Below are 16,288 nucleotides of genomic sequence, written 5' to 3' on the forward strand. Positions count from 1 at the left end.
TGCTTAATTAACAAAAAAGGGAAGTATAACACCTCCCTTTTGCTGATAAATTTTTAATCGTTACGTAGTGGTCGAGAAGCACTTAAGTGTTCAATATTATTGCCAAAACGTTCAAGATATAAAAAACGTAAGAATATAATTATGGCGTTAATTTGCGGCGCAACTAAAAGTTTACGCATCGCAATTTTCTTATTGCCTTTCTCGCAATTTTCCCACGCTTCACCAATAGTTTCAAGCAATGAATACACTTTTTGACGAATGTAATCCCATGCCATTGCCTTAAGAACTTCTGGTGATTTATACGAAAAGATATGATCTAAGGTATCAACAGTATAAAGAATTAATTGCTGCGCTTCCCAAGCCATAGTTTTAGTATAGTCGTTCGGACTGAACGTAGCTAGAAGCTGATGTTGATAATACTGTTCTAAAATCGTAAGAATACGATCACGTAAATCGTACATGGTAAAAATAGCTTTAGGACCTAAAGCACGCATGCCTACATCTTCAGCATAATCTAAGGCTGGATTATAAAGATGTAAGAAGTTTAGAATATGTACATGCTCAGGTTCAGGCACATAGTAGAGCGGGGTTTCTAAATTTAGAACTAAATTATTAAAGTTTTCAAATAAGTTACCGCGTTTCGCACTTATATTCACTACATAATATGAAAACTTATCTGGGCGATCTGCCGGACTACGATAGTAGAACATATTATTGAAATAAGTAGAACGCTCTACAGAATAACGCTCATCTTTACTGAATTTATTGTTACGGACAATAAAGGTATCAGGTAAAAAGTCTTTCCAATCACTCTCGTCGCTAATTTCAGGCTTCATTTCACGTTCGAGAGGTACGATATAATCGTAAGGATTATCGTATGGTTGGAATTTAGTTAAATACGGATTTTCGAATAAAGTAAAACCAGCAGTATTACGAATTGAATTAAATAAGTCCTGTTGGGCTAACATCTCAAATTCATAGTGTCTTAATTGAATAGGTACTGAATCTGGGAAATAATTAGCTTCATTTACCGTATAAGTATTATCTAAAATCCGCGCGCTAAACTTAAGCATAGGTTTAACATCAAAAATCTTATCTCCTTTATTCATTACAGGATACTTAGGAGTTAAGATATGAGTTAATTGCGGTACGCCGTAAGCGTCGAAAAATAATTTTTTGTGCAGATCTAAACGACTAGTAATTGGACTATTAAACTGATCTACTAAAGTTAGAGGTTTGTAGATATCATCTGCATCTAATTTATAAACCGAAAATACCAGATTGGTGCGATCAAGCGATTCACTTGCTCTTACCATCAAACCTGAACGTAAAAGTAATAAATCTGGGGTATCGTAGATTGTATAAGAATAGTCTTTCTCTTCAGCATTCTCACGTTTAAGCATAACTTGCTCAAACATATGATTGAGAAACGGCATGGTACTCTGTGATGCTGACAGACGGAACGTATTAGATACAGGACTATCTACGTTAAAGAAAAAGGTAGATAGTACTTGAGAAGCATGGGGTTTAAATACCATAAGTTGTTCTTGATATTAGCTAAGCTCAAAAAGGTATGCGAGCTGCTGAATTTTGTTGTGATTATTGTTCTTTTTTAACCCTCTGGAGAAAACAAATTTTGGGGTTAGACTATAGTATTTTATCATAAACTAAGCCCAAGACCAAAGCTAAGACGGGCAAAACAAAAAAGCTAGAGGTGTTAAGAAAACATCTCTAGCTTTTAGCATTTACGACTTATTTGTCGTATTGTTTAGTTAAATTGTCTTGAGCAAATTTATCTGCTTGTTGATTAGTTTGTGCAGCCTGTTCAGCCTGCGCTGCAGTTTCATCAGCTTCTTGTTTTTCAATACGCGCTAATTCATCTGCAGTGTCATGCCAAAATACTTCTTGTTCAATTTGTTTAGCCATTTCAACTTCTCGACTAGTTAAGTAATCGGTAAAAATGTCATCTTCTGAACTTGGAGTATTTTCTAATTCAGCCGCTACTAAGCGTTCAGCTGCCTGACGGTTTTGTGCAGCTTGTGCTGCTAATTCCGCCTGTGCTTGTGCAGCATCTAGCTCAGGAATCGGCATTTGCGCTTCAACAACCGCTGGAGCTTGCGCTTCTACCATATCAATTAATGAAGCATTATGACTAGTTGCACTAGGAGGTGCATTTTTAGCAGAGTTAATCTCTTGAGCGGTATTAACCTCTTGTGCAATTTGCTGTTCATGCATATTATTAGCACGTGTAGCAGAAGCATTATTAACCGCATGAGAAACTTGGTTCTCACTATTCTCATTACTATTAATTACAGCACTATCAAGATTAGTTTCACTATCCTCATTAACTCCTAAACAGTGTTTAATGATTTGTTCAACTTGTTCTTGGTTTGCGCCTGCTTTAATGTCATTAATTGAGTTTTGTGCTGCTAAGCTAATAAACTCTTGTGTTTGCTCATATACTTGCTCTTGATTATCACTAGTTGCTGTATTTTTAGTAGCATTAGCACTATCTTTAGCACCACTAGAACTACTTTTTGAGCTAGTTTTATGGGTCGTATTCGTGCTACCCGCTTGAGTAACAGTTTGACTTGGCACAGAACTTTCACTCGCTTGCTGTTGTGAGCTATCTTTTTGCTGAAGAGAAGCAATGGCTTGCGATTGTTCAGCACTTGATTGCTCTAAATCTGAACCAGTTTGCGCAGTAGTTGAATTACCAACTTCTTGAGCACTTACGTTTTCTACAGTAGTATTTGCACTACGCGCAGCTTGTTCAAGAGCGTTAGAATTTTTAGCTACAGCTTCAGAATCCATAGCAGCAGCTGCGGCACCAGTAGCACTAGCTGTATTTTGCGCTTGTGATTTACTCATTTTGCTTTCTGTAGCACGTTCGATTAATTTATGATCAATCTTATAAAGTTGATAAATTTGTGCTAACTCACGACGATAGTTGATTAAAGCTACGGCAATACCCACGATCTTTTCACGTAAGTAGAAATTTAAGTTGAACACTTCGTGTTCATCTTCATCGGCATTCGCTAATTCATTAGCTTCTGCGACGAATTTCCCTACCGTAATCCGTAATTCATCGTCCATATAGCTATAGAGATTGCTATACACTACGGCTAATTTTTCCATTAAGGTAATGGTATTAGCTTCAATTTCCTCAAGTTTATTGCTTTCGCTGGCTTCAATGAGTAATTGATTAATTAAACTTAGATTTGACAGAATATAGTCATTAAGAGCCATTAATTTAATCGATGGCGTAATGTATAAACGATAAATCTTCGGTTCATTAACAATATTAGCAACAATACTTTGTAAACGTAAATGGGCATTTTGTGCCATTACGTAACGTTTACTTAAATCAAAAATGGTAACTTGATGATTTTTACCAATCATACCTAGTAATGAAAGTAATAAACGTTTATTGTAATCGTAAACCGAACGTACAGATTTACCTAAATCTAAGTATTTCCATTCAGGAAGAACATAACTCATTACTAAGTAACATAAACCAGCACCTAAAGTATTTGCTACTATACGTTCTGCAACTATATAGGCATCAAGACCCATACCAGCCGTACGGAATGTTGCAAACACTGCCATGGTTAGGAACATGGTTGAATAACCATAGTTTAAGGCTTTAGTTACTTGGAATAGGGTTAGAGTAATAATGCCTGATAAACAAAGCTCTAAAGGCATGGTTTCAATATTAAACGCTAAGCACGAACCAAGTAGTGCTCCGGCAATAGAACCTAATACCCTGTGTTTAACCCTAGTCTTAGTTAAACTATAATTTGGCTGAATAACAAGTACCCCAGCCATCATAAACCAGAAAGCAAACTGTAAAGTTAAGAACTTGAAAACAAAGCAAGACATAAACAGTAAAATCGACACCCGAATTGCATGACGCATTACAGGTGATTTAAAACTAAAGCTTTGCATTGCTTCTTGTAATTTTAAGCGGAAATTAACTTTACGACGCTCTTGTGTTAATTGTGCAATACCTTGTTGCGCTTGTTCATGGTTATTAATATTTTGGAATAACCAATAAACTTTTTTAAGTTTTGTAAGCAGCAACTGTAAGCTATCTACATGATAATAGTGTAAAGCTTGTTGCTTATTAATTGAGTTTTCTAAACGCTCAATTGAAATTAGAATGCGTTTATCTAACGAAGTCATACGTTCACTTTTAAGATCGTATGAGAATTGGGCTGCCGAAGCAGCAAAAAGCATTAGAATACGTTGAATTCGGAACATAATGTCCGAATCTTGTAGACGATCTTTTAACGGTTGATAATCTTGTAAGTTAAAATCAAGTGACTTAAAAATATTATCAGCCGTTAAGTAATAACGCATCATGTCGCTGGTGGTTTTACGTTTACCAAACGACTTAATACGAATAATTAGTGAAGCTTTTGATCTTTCAAATTGAGCAATTAAATTATTACGTGCTTTTTCAAAATTCTTATTGTAATAATTATGCGCAATTAAAGCCCCACCGTTCTCTTGATCAGTTGAAGTAAACTCACGACGATAGGTATCGTCATCTGGATCAAAGAACGTGCCCTTAATAGATAGAAACTCACTAAGTGCGTTATATAAATCAGAAATATTATTCTTAATCCCACGGTTTGGAAATAGTATATGAATAATTAAACTGATACCTGTATAGAACATAGCTGCTACTAACATATAGAGCATATGTTCAACTGCCATAGTAAAGTTCGTTGCATGGAACGCTAAGAACATGCTATAGCAAATTATTAGTACTCCTCCAAAACCGACAATTTTTAAGCTCTTACTAAAAGCTCCACTCATCACAAAGATAAATGAGAGGACAATACTAGTTATCCAGAGAAGCACAAAGTTTTGGTAAGTATAGAGTACAGCCAGTTCGGCAATTAAGAATAAAAAGAAAATCAATACCGCATTCTTGACCTTACCAGAAAAACGGTTATCCGCATCTACAACCCCACCGGCAATTAAGCCTAAAGACATAGGTAAGTAGAGCGAAAATAAATCTAAAACCCCTAAGAAACTGAGAATAATACTTGCCGAAATAAAAGTCGGTAAAACATTAACCCACTGATATTTAATAATAGACTTAAATTTGTTAGACATATAGTCACTACGCTATTAAGTAAAAAGCTATTAAATTTACACCTTTGCTTACTAAAGCGCAAACAATTTTATGTTTATCTGCTAAATATAATAGCTTGAAGATAAAACGAGAAATACAACCCCATATTTTACTCCTTTTATTTGTAATTTGCACTGGCAAATATCCCGTTAATTCTTGATAAACTCACAATTTTTCACGCTTTAGTGAGCTCGTAAGAGCATACGGTTAATCTGCTTTTGCGTACTCACTAAATCTCGGTAAAAGTAAATATTAAAATCTAATAATTTTTTAGTGGTTTTGTCGGGTATAGCTTAGTGCTGAAGTTTTAGTTGAAGTTTTAGTTGCATAATACATAACCCAAAACGCGAAAAAGATGACATACGTCATCTTTTTCTTGTATAGCTTAATCTATTTTATATTTAGCTTTTAGTTGTTCGATATAACCTGAGCTTTTAGCTTTAGCAATAGCTTGGTTAATTGCCGCAAGTAAATCTTTATTACCTTTTTTCACAGCAATTGCTGGACCTGATAAACCAAAAATATCATCATTAACAGCTGGTTGTAAAAGCGCAAAATTACTATTTGCTGCTAAAGTTTGTTTGGCAACCGTTGCATCCAATAAGTAAGCATCGATCCGTTTAGCAGCTAAATCTAAATAAGCTAAATCATTAGTATCATATTTAACTACTTTGTATGAAGTTTTTTGCTCTAAATATGCCGCTTGTGAAGTACCAATTTGCGTACCTACGGTTTTTAACTCTTGGGCTGAACTAAAACCAGCAGGTTTATATACTACATAGTAATTTGGAGTTTTAGGTAGGTATTCATCAGAAAAACTTACAACTTTAATTCTGTTTTTGGTTGGATGAAAACCGGCGATAGCTAAATCGATTTTCTTGTAATTTAAATTCGGAATTAAACCTTCAAACGATTGGTTTACCACTTGGCATTTAATACCAATTTCTTTACAAATATAATTTACTAGATCAATATCAAAGCCCTCAAGCTCTCCTTTAGCATTTAAGTATTCATAAGGAGCATAAGTAGCTTCAGTACCTACGATGTAGGTTTTACTTTTATCTAGTTGGGCATGCGCTTGTATGCTACTTAAGCTTAAAGTTAGTAAGGAACTAATACGTACCACTTTAGTTAAAATTTTACTGTAATTTGTCATAACTATATCTCAATCAATCGTAAAAATGAAAACCCTAAAAAATATAGAGTGTAAAAAAAGGTTGAATAACAATGTAAACAAACGTCAGCGCTTTGAGAATGCACAATAATTACATTGCTTTCAACCCTTTATACCAGAACGCGACGTTTGTAAAAAAGCCTAAGCTATCCCCAGTTCAAGCCTGCTTGAGCTGAGGATAGCTAGCACCTAAATGCATAGCTACTAAATCGCGTATTTTAACCAGTGTTTTTCAATTAAGCGTAAGCTTAAGGTTAGGATCATACTAATAATTAAGTAAATGATACCTGCCGAAATAAAGGCGGTAATAGCATCGTAGGTTTCACCATAGTAGTTTTTCGCATAACCAAAAATATCAGTTACGGTTATCATACTAACTAAAGATGTACCTTTAAATAATAAAACAACTTCATTTGAGTAAGTTGGTAAAACACGGCGTAAACCGTATGGGAAGAGTAATTTGTAAGTTTGGAATTTAGATAATCCCATAGATTTACAAACTTCCCATTGTCCACGATCAATATTTTTTACTGCCCCCGAGAAGATAATAGTCGTATAGGCTCCTGAGTTTAAACCACAGGTTAAGATAGCTACAAACCAAGTGTTACTAAAAAGATCTAAAAGCCATGTACCTTCAAGCGAACTAAATTGCGTTGGGCTGTAGTAAAAAATAAAGTATTGGAATAATAAAGGTGTACCAGAGAAACAAAGTACATAAAAGTCGATTACTTTGCCTACTGGTTTAGGACCGATAAATTTTAAGGTCGTACAGATAAGCGCCACAATAAATGCCGTAATTAATCCCCCTAACGTTATTAAGAGCGTAGTAGGAATACCTTGGGCAATGTTTTGCAACGCGTCAAGATAATCTTGTAGCATAATCAAGTCTCTTATTTAACTGGAACTAAATAGGCATTAAAACGTTTATCTAGACGTTTAATGAAAAAGTTACTTACAATAGTAATAACTAAGTATAGGATGGCTGCAATGATATACCACGTAAATGGTTGGTGCGTGACTTTGATCACCGAACCAGTGGTATAAATAATTTCACCAATCCCAATCGTTGATACTAAAGAAGAATCTTTTAGCAACGATAACCATTGATTAGTTAAACCAGGTAGAGCTTGACGCCACATTTGCGGCAGAATAATTTTGAAAAAGGTATTTACGCGTCCAATACCTAACGATTTGGCTGCTAACCATTGACCGCTTGGGATCGACTCGATTGCTCCTCTTAAAGTTTGTGAACCATAAGCCGCAAAAACAATCCCTAGTGCCACTACCCCAGCCACAAAAGCACTTAAATCTATTTCAAAATTACTTAAAATTTGACTACCACCATAAAATACTAAGAACACCATAACAATTTCTGGCAGACCTCTTAGCATCATGAGGACTAATTCAAATAAGTAATTAATAGGTTTAAACGGGATCTTTTGTAAAGCAAGGAAAATAATCGCAATCACCATCCCTAAAAGCATCGACAAAAATGACACAGTAATGGTCATTAATGCCCCTTTAAGAACTAGGGTTAGAAGACTAAGATTTACGTCCATCTTGCCTCCTACTTACTAAAGTTCATGTAGGTTTGGAATTTAGCATTAGTTGGATTATTAAAAATTTCAGGATTTGTGCCTGTAGTTTCTAATCTTCCATCTTCAAAGTAATAAACTTTATGAGCGATTTGTTTAGCAAAACCAACATCGTGCGTAACTACGATTTGCGTTACGCCTGTACTTGATAATTCGTTGATAATTTGTGCTACTTGGCTAGTAATACTTGGATCAAGAGCTGCAGTTGGTTCATCATAAAGTAATACTTCAGGATTCATCATTAAAGCACGACAAATAGCTACACGCTGTTGTTGTCCTCCAGATAGTTGCAGAGGATATTTTTTTGCATGTTCGCTAATTTGTAATCTTGCAAGAAGATTTTGTGCTTTTTCAATTGCTTGCTCTTTAGTAAGCATTTTTAAAGTTAGCGGAGCATAAGTTAAATTTTCAAGCACGGTTAAGTGTGGCCATAGGTTATAGTTTTGAAACACCATACCCACTTTACGACGTAATTTTAGCGCTTGAGCTTCACTAATGCCCTTACTAAAATCCACTTCCATGCCTACAATTTCCATTTTTCCGCTTGCCGGCACTTCAAGTAAATTTAACGTACGAATAAACGTACTTTTCCCAGCTCCTGACTTACCAAGAAGTACAGAAACTTTTCCCTGTTCTAATTCACAAGACACATCAAATAAGGCTTGGGTCTTGCCATAGAACATGTTCATATTCGAAATTTTTATTTTGTGCATTCTTTTTCTCTTTTTTTGTAATGGTATAAATCCATTTTACTGAATAATAGCCTGCTATGCAACTACGAAAAAATGTAAAATTTTTGCAAATTTTGCATTAACTTTTACAACTTTTACACCTACGTTCCAAAACCTACTAATTTTTAATTCAAATTTCAATCACTTACCACAAAAACACACGTAAGATTTTGCATTTTTCGCAAAATTAAGCCTTAAAAACTTTTTCTTTAACCTCTTAATAAACAGAGTAAAAAAGTTTTTCCCTTACGTTTGTTCTTACGTATGAATAATACAAATTATTAGCAAGGACAAATTAGTTACAACCGGTAGTGTAAAGAGTTTTATGAGGTTCACCTACTATTTCACGGGCTAATTTCGGTACAAGATAACCTGAAGTTAGTTTTTGTAACTGGGCATAAATCTCTAAAGCCCGTTCATCAGGTACATAGAAATAAGTTGCACCAGTTACCTTATCTAGTAAATGTAAGTAGTAAGGTAATACTCGTGCCTTAAACAATTTATGTGATAGCTCGGCTAAAACTTCTGGATTATCATTTACCCCTTTTAAGAGTACACTTTGATTTAGCAGAGTTAAACTAGCTTGTGCTAACAGATGTAATTTGGCTTTTAACAAAGCTGAAACTTCATTACCATGATTTATATGCGTCACAAGGATTACTTGCACTTCTTGAGCAATTAATGCTTGGCATAAAGTAATAAAGTCTTGCGTTATGCGATTTGGTAATACTACTGGTAAACGTGAGTGAATGCGAATACGATCAATCGGAGCTTTACCTTGAGCTTTTTGTCGAGCATTAAAAGCTAATACTTGTTCACCTAGCCATGCAAACTCTTTATCGGTCATCATTAACGGATCACCACCAGATAGAATTAACTCGGTAATGTTTTGTATAAAAGCATATTCAAGTGAAGCTTGCCACTGTTCTTTACCTCCCTCAAGTTCGGCATAAGGGAAGTTACGACGAAAACAATAACGACAATTTACGGCACAAGCTCCTTTCGGTAAAAAGAGTAAACGATCGGCATACTTATGCACAATATTAGCTACAGGAATAAAGTTATCTTGTTCGTCTAAAGGCTGTAAAACGAAATCGGGATGAGTAATCTGCTCACTCGCAAAGGGTAAAACTTGCAGCAAAATTGGATCATCAATATTTCCTTTCTCAATTAGATCGGCAAAATATTGCGGCACGAGCATAGGAAAATCAAATTTACTTAATAGAGGTAAGCCTGCAGTTTTACTTTTGCTAGTTGGTTTAATTTGTAAATATTCTAAAAGCGTTAAAGGATCTTTAAACGCACTTGCTAGTTCTCTTTTCCAACTATTATCTATAGTTAAGAGTTGAGTCAAAGATGGACTACTAGCTGTTTCTAATTGCTCAGTCATACTGATATATAAAAGACAACGGAAAAGGACGTAACCTCAAGTCACGTCCTAGGTTGGAAAATTCTTATTTTTGTGGTAACACAAAACCAATGCGTTGTTTAAATCTATCTAAAGTAGGTTTAGCACGTGCACTCGCTTTAGCTGCACCATCGGCAATAATTTTATTTAAAAGTTCTTCATTATTGCGGTAGTAAGCATATTTAGTTTGTAAATCTTCTAGCAAAGCACAAACTTGTTCAGCCACGTAAGTTTTAAAGTGACCGTACATCGAGTCTTTAAACTCGGCTTCTAATTCAGCTACAGTTTTACCTGTTACTGCTGAAGCTATATCTAAAAGATTTGAGACACCTGGTTTATTTTCTACATCGTAAATTACACGTGGTGGATCATCGCTATCAGTTACGGCTGATTTGAATTTTTTCGTAACTTTTTTCAGATCTTCAAGTAAGTAAATTACATTGTTAGCATTGTCATCTGATTTTGACATTTTCTTACTTGGATCTTGTAATGACATTACACGCGCACCTGCCGGAGCAATAAATGGATTAGGCACTTTAAAAGTATCTATACCATAAATTTTATTACAACGGTCAGCTACATCACGACATAATTCTAAGTGTTGTTTTTGATCCGCCCCCACTGGCACTAAGTCAGCATCATATAAAAGAATATCGGCTGCCATTAATACCGGATAGTCAAATAAACCAGCTGTTACATTCGCTTCATAGCGTGCTGATTTATCTTTAAATTGTGTCATGCGGCTTAGTTCTCCAAAGTAGGTATAGCAATTGAGTAACCAACCTAATTCAGCATGCTCATGGACATGACTTTGGATAAAGATAGTGCTTTTTTCTGGATCAATACCAGCAGCTAAGTATAAAGCTACCATGTCTAAACTAGCTTTACGTAAAGCTTCTGGATCTTGACGTACTGTAATTGCGTGTAAATCAACTACACAGTAAAAGCAGTCATAATCATCTTGTAATTTAACCCAGTTACGTAATGAGCCTAAATAGTTACCTAGACTTAACGAACCTGAAGGTTGAATTCCGCTTAAAATTACTGGTTTACTCATAATTACCTTAGTGAAGAACAGTGAAGATCTTGCGATCACTAAAAAACTGGGGTTACTAGTTCAGCTAAAGACACTAACTCAAAGCTATACCCCTAAATCTTGCCCTATAACTAAATTATAAAGGTTAAGATTTAATTAGGATTTAATCAAGATTTAATGAAGATTAAATATAGCTTCAAGTTATCTCGCTTGCACTAGTAACAAAGTATAGAATATATTATTTTTTATTTTACTATTTAGGTATTAGTTTAGCAAGTTGTTGCTACTTTTTCGTCATTGGAGCTTTTACTATTAGTGTTGTTTTTATAGCTACAGCAGATTGTACAGCAAATGCTATTTTGTTTTGGAAACAGCTCTTGCTACTTTAAGCTTTCAAACAAGCTTTGGTTAAGTAATAACCTATGCCGCAAGCAATAAAACCTAAGAGTAAATGTAAAACAGCTACTGCAACACTAGTTAGCCATTGCCCAGCAAGAAATTTTTGCCAAATCTCTAGAGAGTAAGACGAAAAAGTAGTTAAGCTACCCAAAAAGCCAGTAATTAATAGTTGTTGTGCTACAGGATTAACTAAAGCTTTTTGTCCTAAGACAAGAATGCTTCCTATGAGAAAACAACCTAAGACATTAGCCACTAAAGTACCGACATTCAATAATTGATACTGAGGATTGAGCCAAGCTGAAAGGTAAGCTCTGATCCAAGCACCAAGTATAGCTCCGATAGCAATAGCACCTAGAGTTTTAAAATCTAGCATCTTGTTATGAAAAATAAAGGCTTATTGAGCACTTGCTGCTTGTGAAAGTTCTTGACGAATTTGCGCTAAGCAAGCTTGAGCATCTGGCATTATGCCAAACCAATAATAGTGCGATAAGGCTGCTTGGCAAACTAACATCCCTAAACCATTAGCTTGATTATTTACTACACCTAGCTGTTCCACAAACTGTAAAAATGGCGTTTTACCTACAGCTGTATATTGCATGTCGTAAAACTTAGTGTTTGGATTAACTATGCGTGTAGTACGTAAGTTTACTGAACTATCACCACTTTTATAAGCTACGGCATTAATTACTAAATCATAGTCATTAAAGTCGTATTCGTTTACAGCTTGAACACTGCCAAATTTCGCAAAACGTTTAGCTACTTCTTGAGCACGAGCACGAGTACGGTTGAAAATATCAATTTGTGCACCTTCTTTTAATAAGTGGAAAAGCACACCTGTAACCGCACCACCAGCTCCAAGAATTAAAATCTTAGTATTAGCTTGTAACCAACCTAAAGATTTTAAATCAGTTGATAAACCATAGCCATCGGTGTTTTCAGCGTATAAAGAACCATCTGCTTTTTTAATAACCGTATTACAAGCTTGTGCAATTTCACAACTTTCTGAACGATTAGCGATTAGCTCGTAAACAATGTTCTTAAACGGAGAAGTTACATTTGAACCTTTACCCCCTTCATTAGCAAAGAAGTTTTGTAAAGCGTGGACAAATGTATCTACATCCATGCCATCACCACGACGACGATAATCAATACGCTCACCACGTTGGGCTGCAAAGATTTCATGAATACGTGGTGATAAACTGTGAGAAACGGGATTACCCCAGACTAAATAGCGATCTGAAGACATAACTTCGTACCTAAAAGAAAAACAAAAGCTAAGCCCAAAGCCTAGCTTTTTTATATTGGGATAAAAGTTGAAATAAGTAAGAGCAAGTTAATCTTAAGTAGTAGCTACTGTAACTACTTAAACAAGGTTTGAAACGAGCTAATTATAGATCTTGGTAACGTACTACTCTCTCGTAAATATCAGGATTAACTGCTTTTAATTCATTGAGCTCGTGCATTAAATCATGTTTAAATCGAGCTTGTTGTTCATCTAAATCTAAAATACTTAAGAGCATTAAGTAAAGTACATTAGCAATGTTTGCTGGACGAATATGATCTAAAGCAAATAAATACTGTTTATTACGGTTAAATCCACGTAATGGTACTTTACCACGTTTCTTTTTAAGGAGATTTTGTGTACTACGTAAGCTTAAAGGATTTACTAAAATCGACTCTTTAATATGACTATGTGGACCATAAATCACCGTCTGATCAATTACGACTACGTTATCCATTAAGTAAGAACGCGCATCTGCAGCTAGTAATTTATATACACCTTGCGGTGTATTAATTGAATCATGTCCTGAATAGTTCGCACTTGTCGAGATTAGAGCTCCACCCATAGTTTCAATTAATTCTTTAAGGAAAGGTTCATTAGTAAAGCGCACTGCCACCGTAGCGTATTTACCTTTAAGAATTTCTGGACAACTTGGAGCGGCTGGTAAGAGTAAAGTAATCCCTTGCCCTGTATTATGCAGTAAGCACGAAAGTTTAACTGTTTCATAGATAAAATCGTTAAACTCTTCAACCGACATTTTTACCATATCGTTTGGTAAATGGTGGAATAGGAATTGGCTAAAAATAGTAAGATGACGTAAACGATTTAAACGATACCCCTCATCTCTTTCATATTCTCTCAAGAGTTTAAGGTTATCTCTGTCATTTTCTTTCTCGGCTTTTTTCTCCCAATTCTCCATCCATTCCTTGAGATCCCAAGGTTCTAAGTATCCATGAATCTTACCTTCTTTGATGAGCTCATAGCGTTTAGCAACATCAACCACAAAATCACGGTGATTAATTACATGATCTTCTTCACTATAGAACTGTTGGCTATTAAGTGCTGATAAAAAGTGACGAATATATCCTTCAATGCGTTCTTTATAAGTAGCACTAACTCCAGGAATTGCCGCAAAATTGTAAAAATTGTGCGGACTAGTATTACGCGCAAAATTTAGCTCTTCTAAGATAGCTTTTAAATCTTTAGGAATAGCACGTAAATCAATGATCCCTTTTAATTGACTTACTTTTGATGCGAGAATTACTAATCCCTTGTCGTCGTTACGACTTTTAATATTAATAACTTGCTCAATTAATTCTGGCTTATTTACCAAACATCCTAAACCAAATACTGATTCAGTCGGATAAGCAATGATGTGCTCTTTTAGATTTGGTACTTTCGCCAAAGCTTTTAATGAGTCTACTTTTAACAAAGGCATAATTTTCCTTTTATTATGGGCCTTATATCTAAAATCTGGTGCTGCTTCCAAAGCAAAATTTTTTCTTACTTAAATTTGCAGCAAGTCCATACAATTTTATCATAGGTATGCATACATACCTAACCTAATCGACAAAATCTTTAATATTACTTGGGATAAAAGTGTGATCTAGATCACACTTTTTACTATTTGTTTAGGTATACGGGGAAAATGGCGTATAATATAAACGAAAAAATATCCCATAACAAACGTAACTTTTACTTCAAGAAAAGAAACTCTTGATATCGTTTGTTATACCGAATTTGTCGCTAAAGTTCACCTTTAGCCAAGTGCAATCACCTTACCATAAGGAATCACTATGACTAACCCAAATTTAAAACAACTTTGCGCTAATGCTATCCGTGTCCTCTCAATGGACGGTGTACAAAAAGCTAACTCTGGTCACCCAGGTGCACCTATGGGGATGGCTGAAATTGCTGAAGTTTTATGGCGTCGTAATTTAAAACACAACCCACAGAACCCACATTGGGCTAACCGTGACCGTTTCGTGTTATCTAATGGTCATGCTTCAATGTTAATTTATAGCTTATTACACTTATCGGGCTATGACTTACCATTGGCCGAACTTAAAAACTTCCGTCAATTAAATTCACGTACTCCAGGTCACCCTGAAGTACACCATGTGCCTGGTGTTGAAACGACTACAGGTCCACTAGGTCAAGGTATTTCTAATGCAGTTGGGATGGCGCTAGCTGAACAACTATTAGCAGCTGAATTTAATAAAGAAGATTTAAAACCAGTAGACCACTACACTTATGCGTTCTTAGGTGATGGTTGTTTAATGGAAGGTATTTCGCACGAAGCATGTTCTTTAGCTGGTACTTTAGGTTTAAATAAACTAATCGTATTCTACGATTCAAATAAAATCTCAATCGACGGTGATACCGATGGTTGGTTCAAAGATGATACAGCTGAACGTTTCCGCGCTTATCAATGGAATGTAATTGATAATGTTGATGGTCACAACGCTGAACAAATTCAAGCAGCTATCGACCAAGCTAAAGCACAAAGCGAAAAACCTACTTTAATTATTTGTAAAACCGTTATCGGTAAAGGTGCACCTAATAAAGAAGGTAGCCACCATGTTCATGGTGCTCCACTAGGCGCTGACGAAATTAAAGCTACTAAAGAAGCTATGGGCTGGCCTTCATTAGAACCATTCTACGTGCCAGAAGAAGCTTACAACGCTTGGAATGCACGTACAACTGGTCAACAGTTAGAAAATGAATGGAATGAATTATTATCCGCTTATAAAGCTAAATACCCTGAAGATGGCGCTCGTTTAGAAATGCGCTTAAAAGGTGAGCTAGAAGCTGGTTTAGAGAATTTAGCTGATGAATTTATCGCTAAATTACAAGCCGAACCAAAAGCAATCGCTACACGTGCTGCTTCACAAAATGCTTTAAATGCTTATGCACCACACATTAGCTCAATTGTTGGTGGTTCAGCTGACTTAGCTCCATCTAACTTAACTGTATTCAATGGTTGTACTTCTGTATTACCTGGTAGCGTAAAAGGTAACTACATTCACTACGGTGTACGTGAATTTGGTATGGCTGGTATTATGAATGGTTTAGCATTACACGGCAACCATTTACCATACGGCGGTACTTTCTTAATGTTCTCAAGCTATGCGTTAAACGCAGTGCGTATGGCAGCATTGATGAAATTACAAACCATCTACGTATTTACCCACGACTCAATTGGTGTAGGTGAAGATGGTCCAACGCACCAACCAATCGAAAGCACAGCTCAATTACGTCTAATTCCTAACTTAAGTGTATGGCGTCCTGCTGACCAAGTTGAAACTGCAGTTGCATGGAAACAAGCTCTATTAGCTAACCGTCAAACTCCAACTGCTTTAGTGTTAACTCGTCAAAACCTAGAACAACAAGAACGTACAGCACAACAAGTAGCAAATATTGCTAAAGGTGGTTACGTACTAGTTGAAGGTTCAGCGAACCCTGAATTAGTTCTAATTGCTACAGGTTCTGAAGTTGATTTAGCAGCTAAAGTAGC

At 35.7% G+C, this 16,288-nt stretch carries 12 protein-coding genes; 1 reads left to right on the forward strand and 11 read right to left on the reverse strand.

Annotated elements, in window-relative coordinates:
- Positions 1–53 precede the first annotated feature (53 nt).
- The 11 genes from CKF58_RS05485 to CKF58_RS05535 all read right to left on the reverse strand — a co-directional run bounded on the left by CKF58_RS05485 (position 54) and on the right by CKF58_RS05535 (position 14,209).
- On the reverse strand, positions 54–1,538 hold the full coding sequence (locus CKF58_RS05485) for a hypothetical protein (protein ID WP_119531773.1): 1,485 nt from the start codon (positions 1,536–1,538) through the stop codon (positions 54–56).
- Between the two features lie 214 nt (positions 1,539–1,752).
- Complete coding sequence (locus tag CKF58_RS05490; RefSeq protein WP_119531775.1) at positions 1,753–5,127, reverse strand: FUSC family membrane protein; 3,375 nt, start codon at positions 5,125–5,127, stop codon at positions 1,753–1,755.
- A gap of 404 nt (positions 5,128–5,531) precedes the next feature.
- Positions 5,532–6,302: a transporter substrate-binding domain-containing protein gene (locus tag CKF58_RS05495; protein WP_119531777.1), complete on the reverse strand. Its 771-nt coding sequence runs from the start codon at positions 6,300–6,302 to the stop codon at positions 5,532–5,534.
- Between the two features lie 222 nt (positions 6,303–6,524).
- Positions 6,525–7,199, reverse strand: coding sequence for an ABC transporter permease (locus CKF58_RS05500; protein ID WP_119531779.1), 675 nt, complete (start codon positions 7,197–7,199; stop codon positions 6,525–6,527).
- Between the two features lie 11 nt (positions 7,200–7,210).
- Entirely contained in the window at positions 7,211–7,879 is a 669-nt protein-coding gene (locus CKF58_RS05505) for an ABC transporter permease subunit (RefSeq protein ID WP_119531781.1), read from the reverse strand.
- A gap of 8 nt (positions 7,880–7,887) precedes the next feature.
- A complete protein-coding gene (locus tag CKF58_RS05510; protein ID WP_119531783.1) occupies positions 7,888–8,628 on the reverse strand; it encodes an ATP-binding cassette domain-containing protein in 741 nt (246 codons plus the stop codon).
- A 313-nt stretch (positions 8,629–8,941) separates the two neighbouring features.
- Positions 8,942–10,036, reverse strand: coding sequence for an EF-P beta-lysylation protein EpmB (gene epmB, locus CKF58_RS05515; protein ID WP_119531785.1), 1,095 nt, complete (start codon positions 10,034–10,036; stop codon positions 8,942–8,944).
- Between the two features lie 64 nt (positions 10,037–10,100).
- A complete protein-coding gene (gene trpS, locus CKF58_RS05520) occupies positions 10,101–11,111 on the reverse strand; it encodes a tryptophan--tRNA ligase (protein WP_119531787.1) in 1,011 nt (336 codons plus the stop codon).
- Positions 11,112–11,475: 364 nt separating this feature from the next.
- The gene (gene crcB / locus CKF58_RS05525; RefSeq protein WP_119531789.1) at positions 11,476–11,862 is read right to left on the reverse strand and encodes a fluoride efflux transporter CrcB; all 387 of its coding nucleotides are present in this window, start codon (positions 11,860–11,862) and stop codon (positions 11,476–11,478) included.
- 21 nt (positions 11,863–11,883) lie between these two features.
- Positions 11,884–12,735, reverse strand: coding sequence for a shikimate dehydrogenase (aroE, locus tag CKF58_RS05530; RefSeq protein WP_119531791.1), 852 nt, complete (start codon positions 12,733–12,735; stop codon positions 11,884–11,886).
- Positions 12,736–12,877: 142 nt separating this feature from the next.
- Positions 12,878–14,209 (reverse strand): Sua5/YciO/YrdC/YwlC family protein, encoded by a 1,332-nt coding sequence (locus CKF58_RS05535; protein ID WP_119531793.1) that lies wholly within the window; start codon positions 14,207–14,209, stop codon positions 12,878–12,880.
- A 358-nt stretch (positions 14,210–14,567) separates the two neighbouring features.
- On the opposite strand from CKF58_RS05535, the gene tkt reads away from it, so the two are divergent.
- A partial coding sequence (gene tkt / locus CKF58_RS05540) for a transketolase (protein ID WP_119531795.1) occupies positions 14,568–16,288 on the forward strand: 1,721 nt, incomplete at its 3' end.

It is taken from the genome of Psittacicella hinzii (genome assembly GCF_003585935.1).
GTDB classification, from domain to species: domain Bacteria; phylum Pseudomonadota; class Gammaproteobacteria; order Enterobacterales; family Psittacicellaceae; genus Psittacicella; species Psittacicella hinzii.

Coding starts and splice junctions, on each gene's coding strand:
- CKF58_RS05485 (WP_119531773.1), bottom strand. CDS start 1,538: ATGGTATTTAAACCCCATGCTTCTCAAGTACTATCTACCTTTTTCTTT.
- CKF58_RS05490 (WP_119531775.1), bottom strand. CDS start 5,127: ATGTCTAACAAATTTAAGTCTATTATTAAATATCAGTGGGTTAATGTT.
- CKF58_RS05495 (WP_119531777.1), bottom strand. CDS start 6,302: ATGACAAATTACAGTAAAATTTTAACTAAAGTGGTACGTATTAGTTCC.
- CKF58_RS05500 (WP_119531779.1), bottom strand. CDS start 7,199: ATGCTACAAGATTATCTTGACGCGTTGCAAAACATTGCCCAAGGTATT.
- CKF58_RS05505 (WP_119531781.1), bottom strand. CDS start 7,879: ATGGACGTAAATCTTAGTCTTCTAACCCTAGTTCTTAAAGGGGCATTA.
- CKF58_RS05510 (WP_119531783.1), bottom strand. CDS start 8,628: ATGCACAAAATAAAAATTTCGAATATGAACATGTTCTATGGCAAGACC.
- epmB (WP_119531785.1), bottom strand. CDS start 10,036: ATGACTGAGCAATTAGAAACAGCTAGTAGTCCATCTTTGACTCAACTC.
- trpS (WP_119531787.1), bottom strand. CDS start 11,111: ATGAGTAAACCAGTAATTTTAAGCGGAATTCAACCTTCAGGTTCGTTA.
- crcB (WP_119531789.1), bottom strand. CDS start 11,862: ATGCTAGATTTTAAAACTCTAGGTGCTATTGCTATCGGAGCTATACTT.
- aroE (WP_119531791.1), bottom strand. CDS start 12,735: ATGTCTTCAGATCGCTATTTAGTCTGGGGTAATCCCGTTTCTCACAGT.
- CKF58_RS05535 (WP_119531793.1), bottom strand. CDS start 14,209: ATGCCTTTGTTAAAAGTAGACTCATTAAAAGCTTTGGCGAAAGTACCA.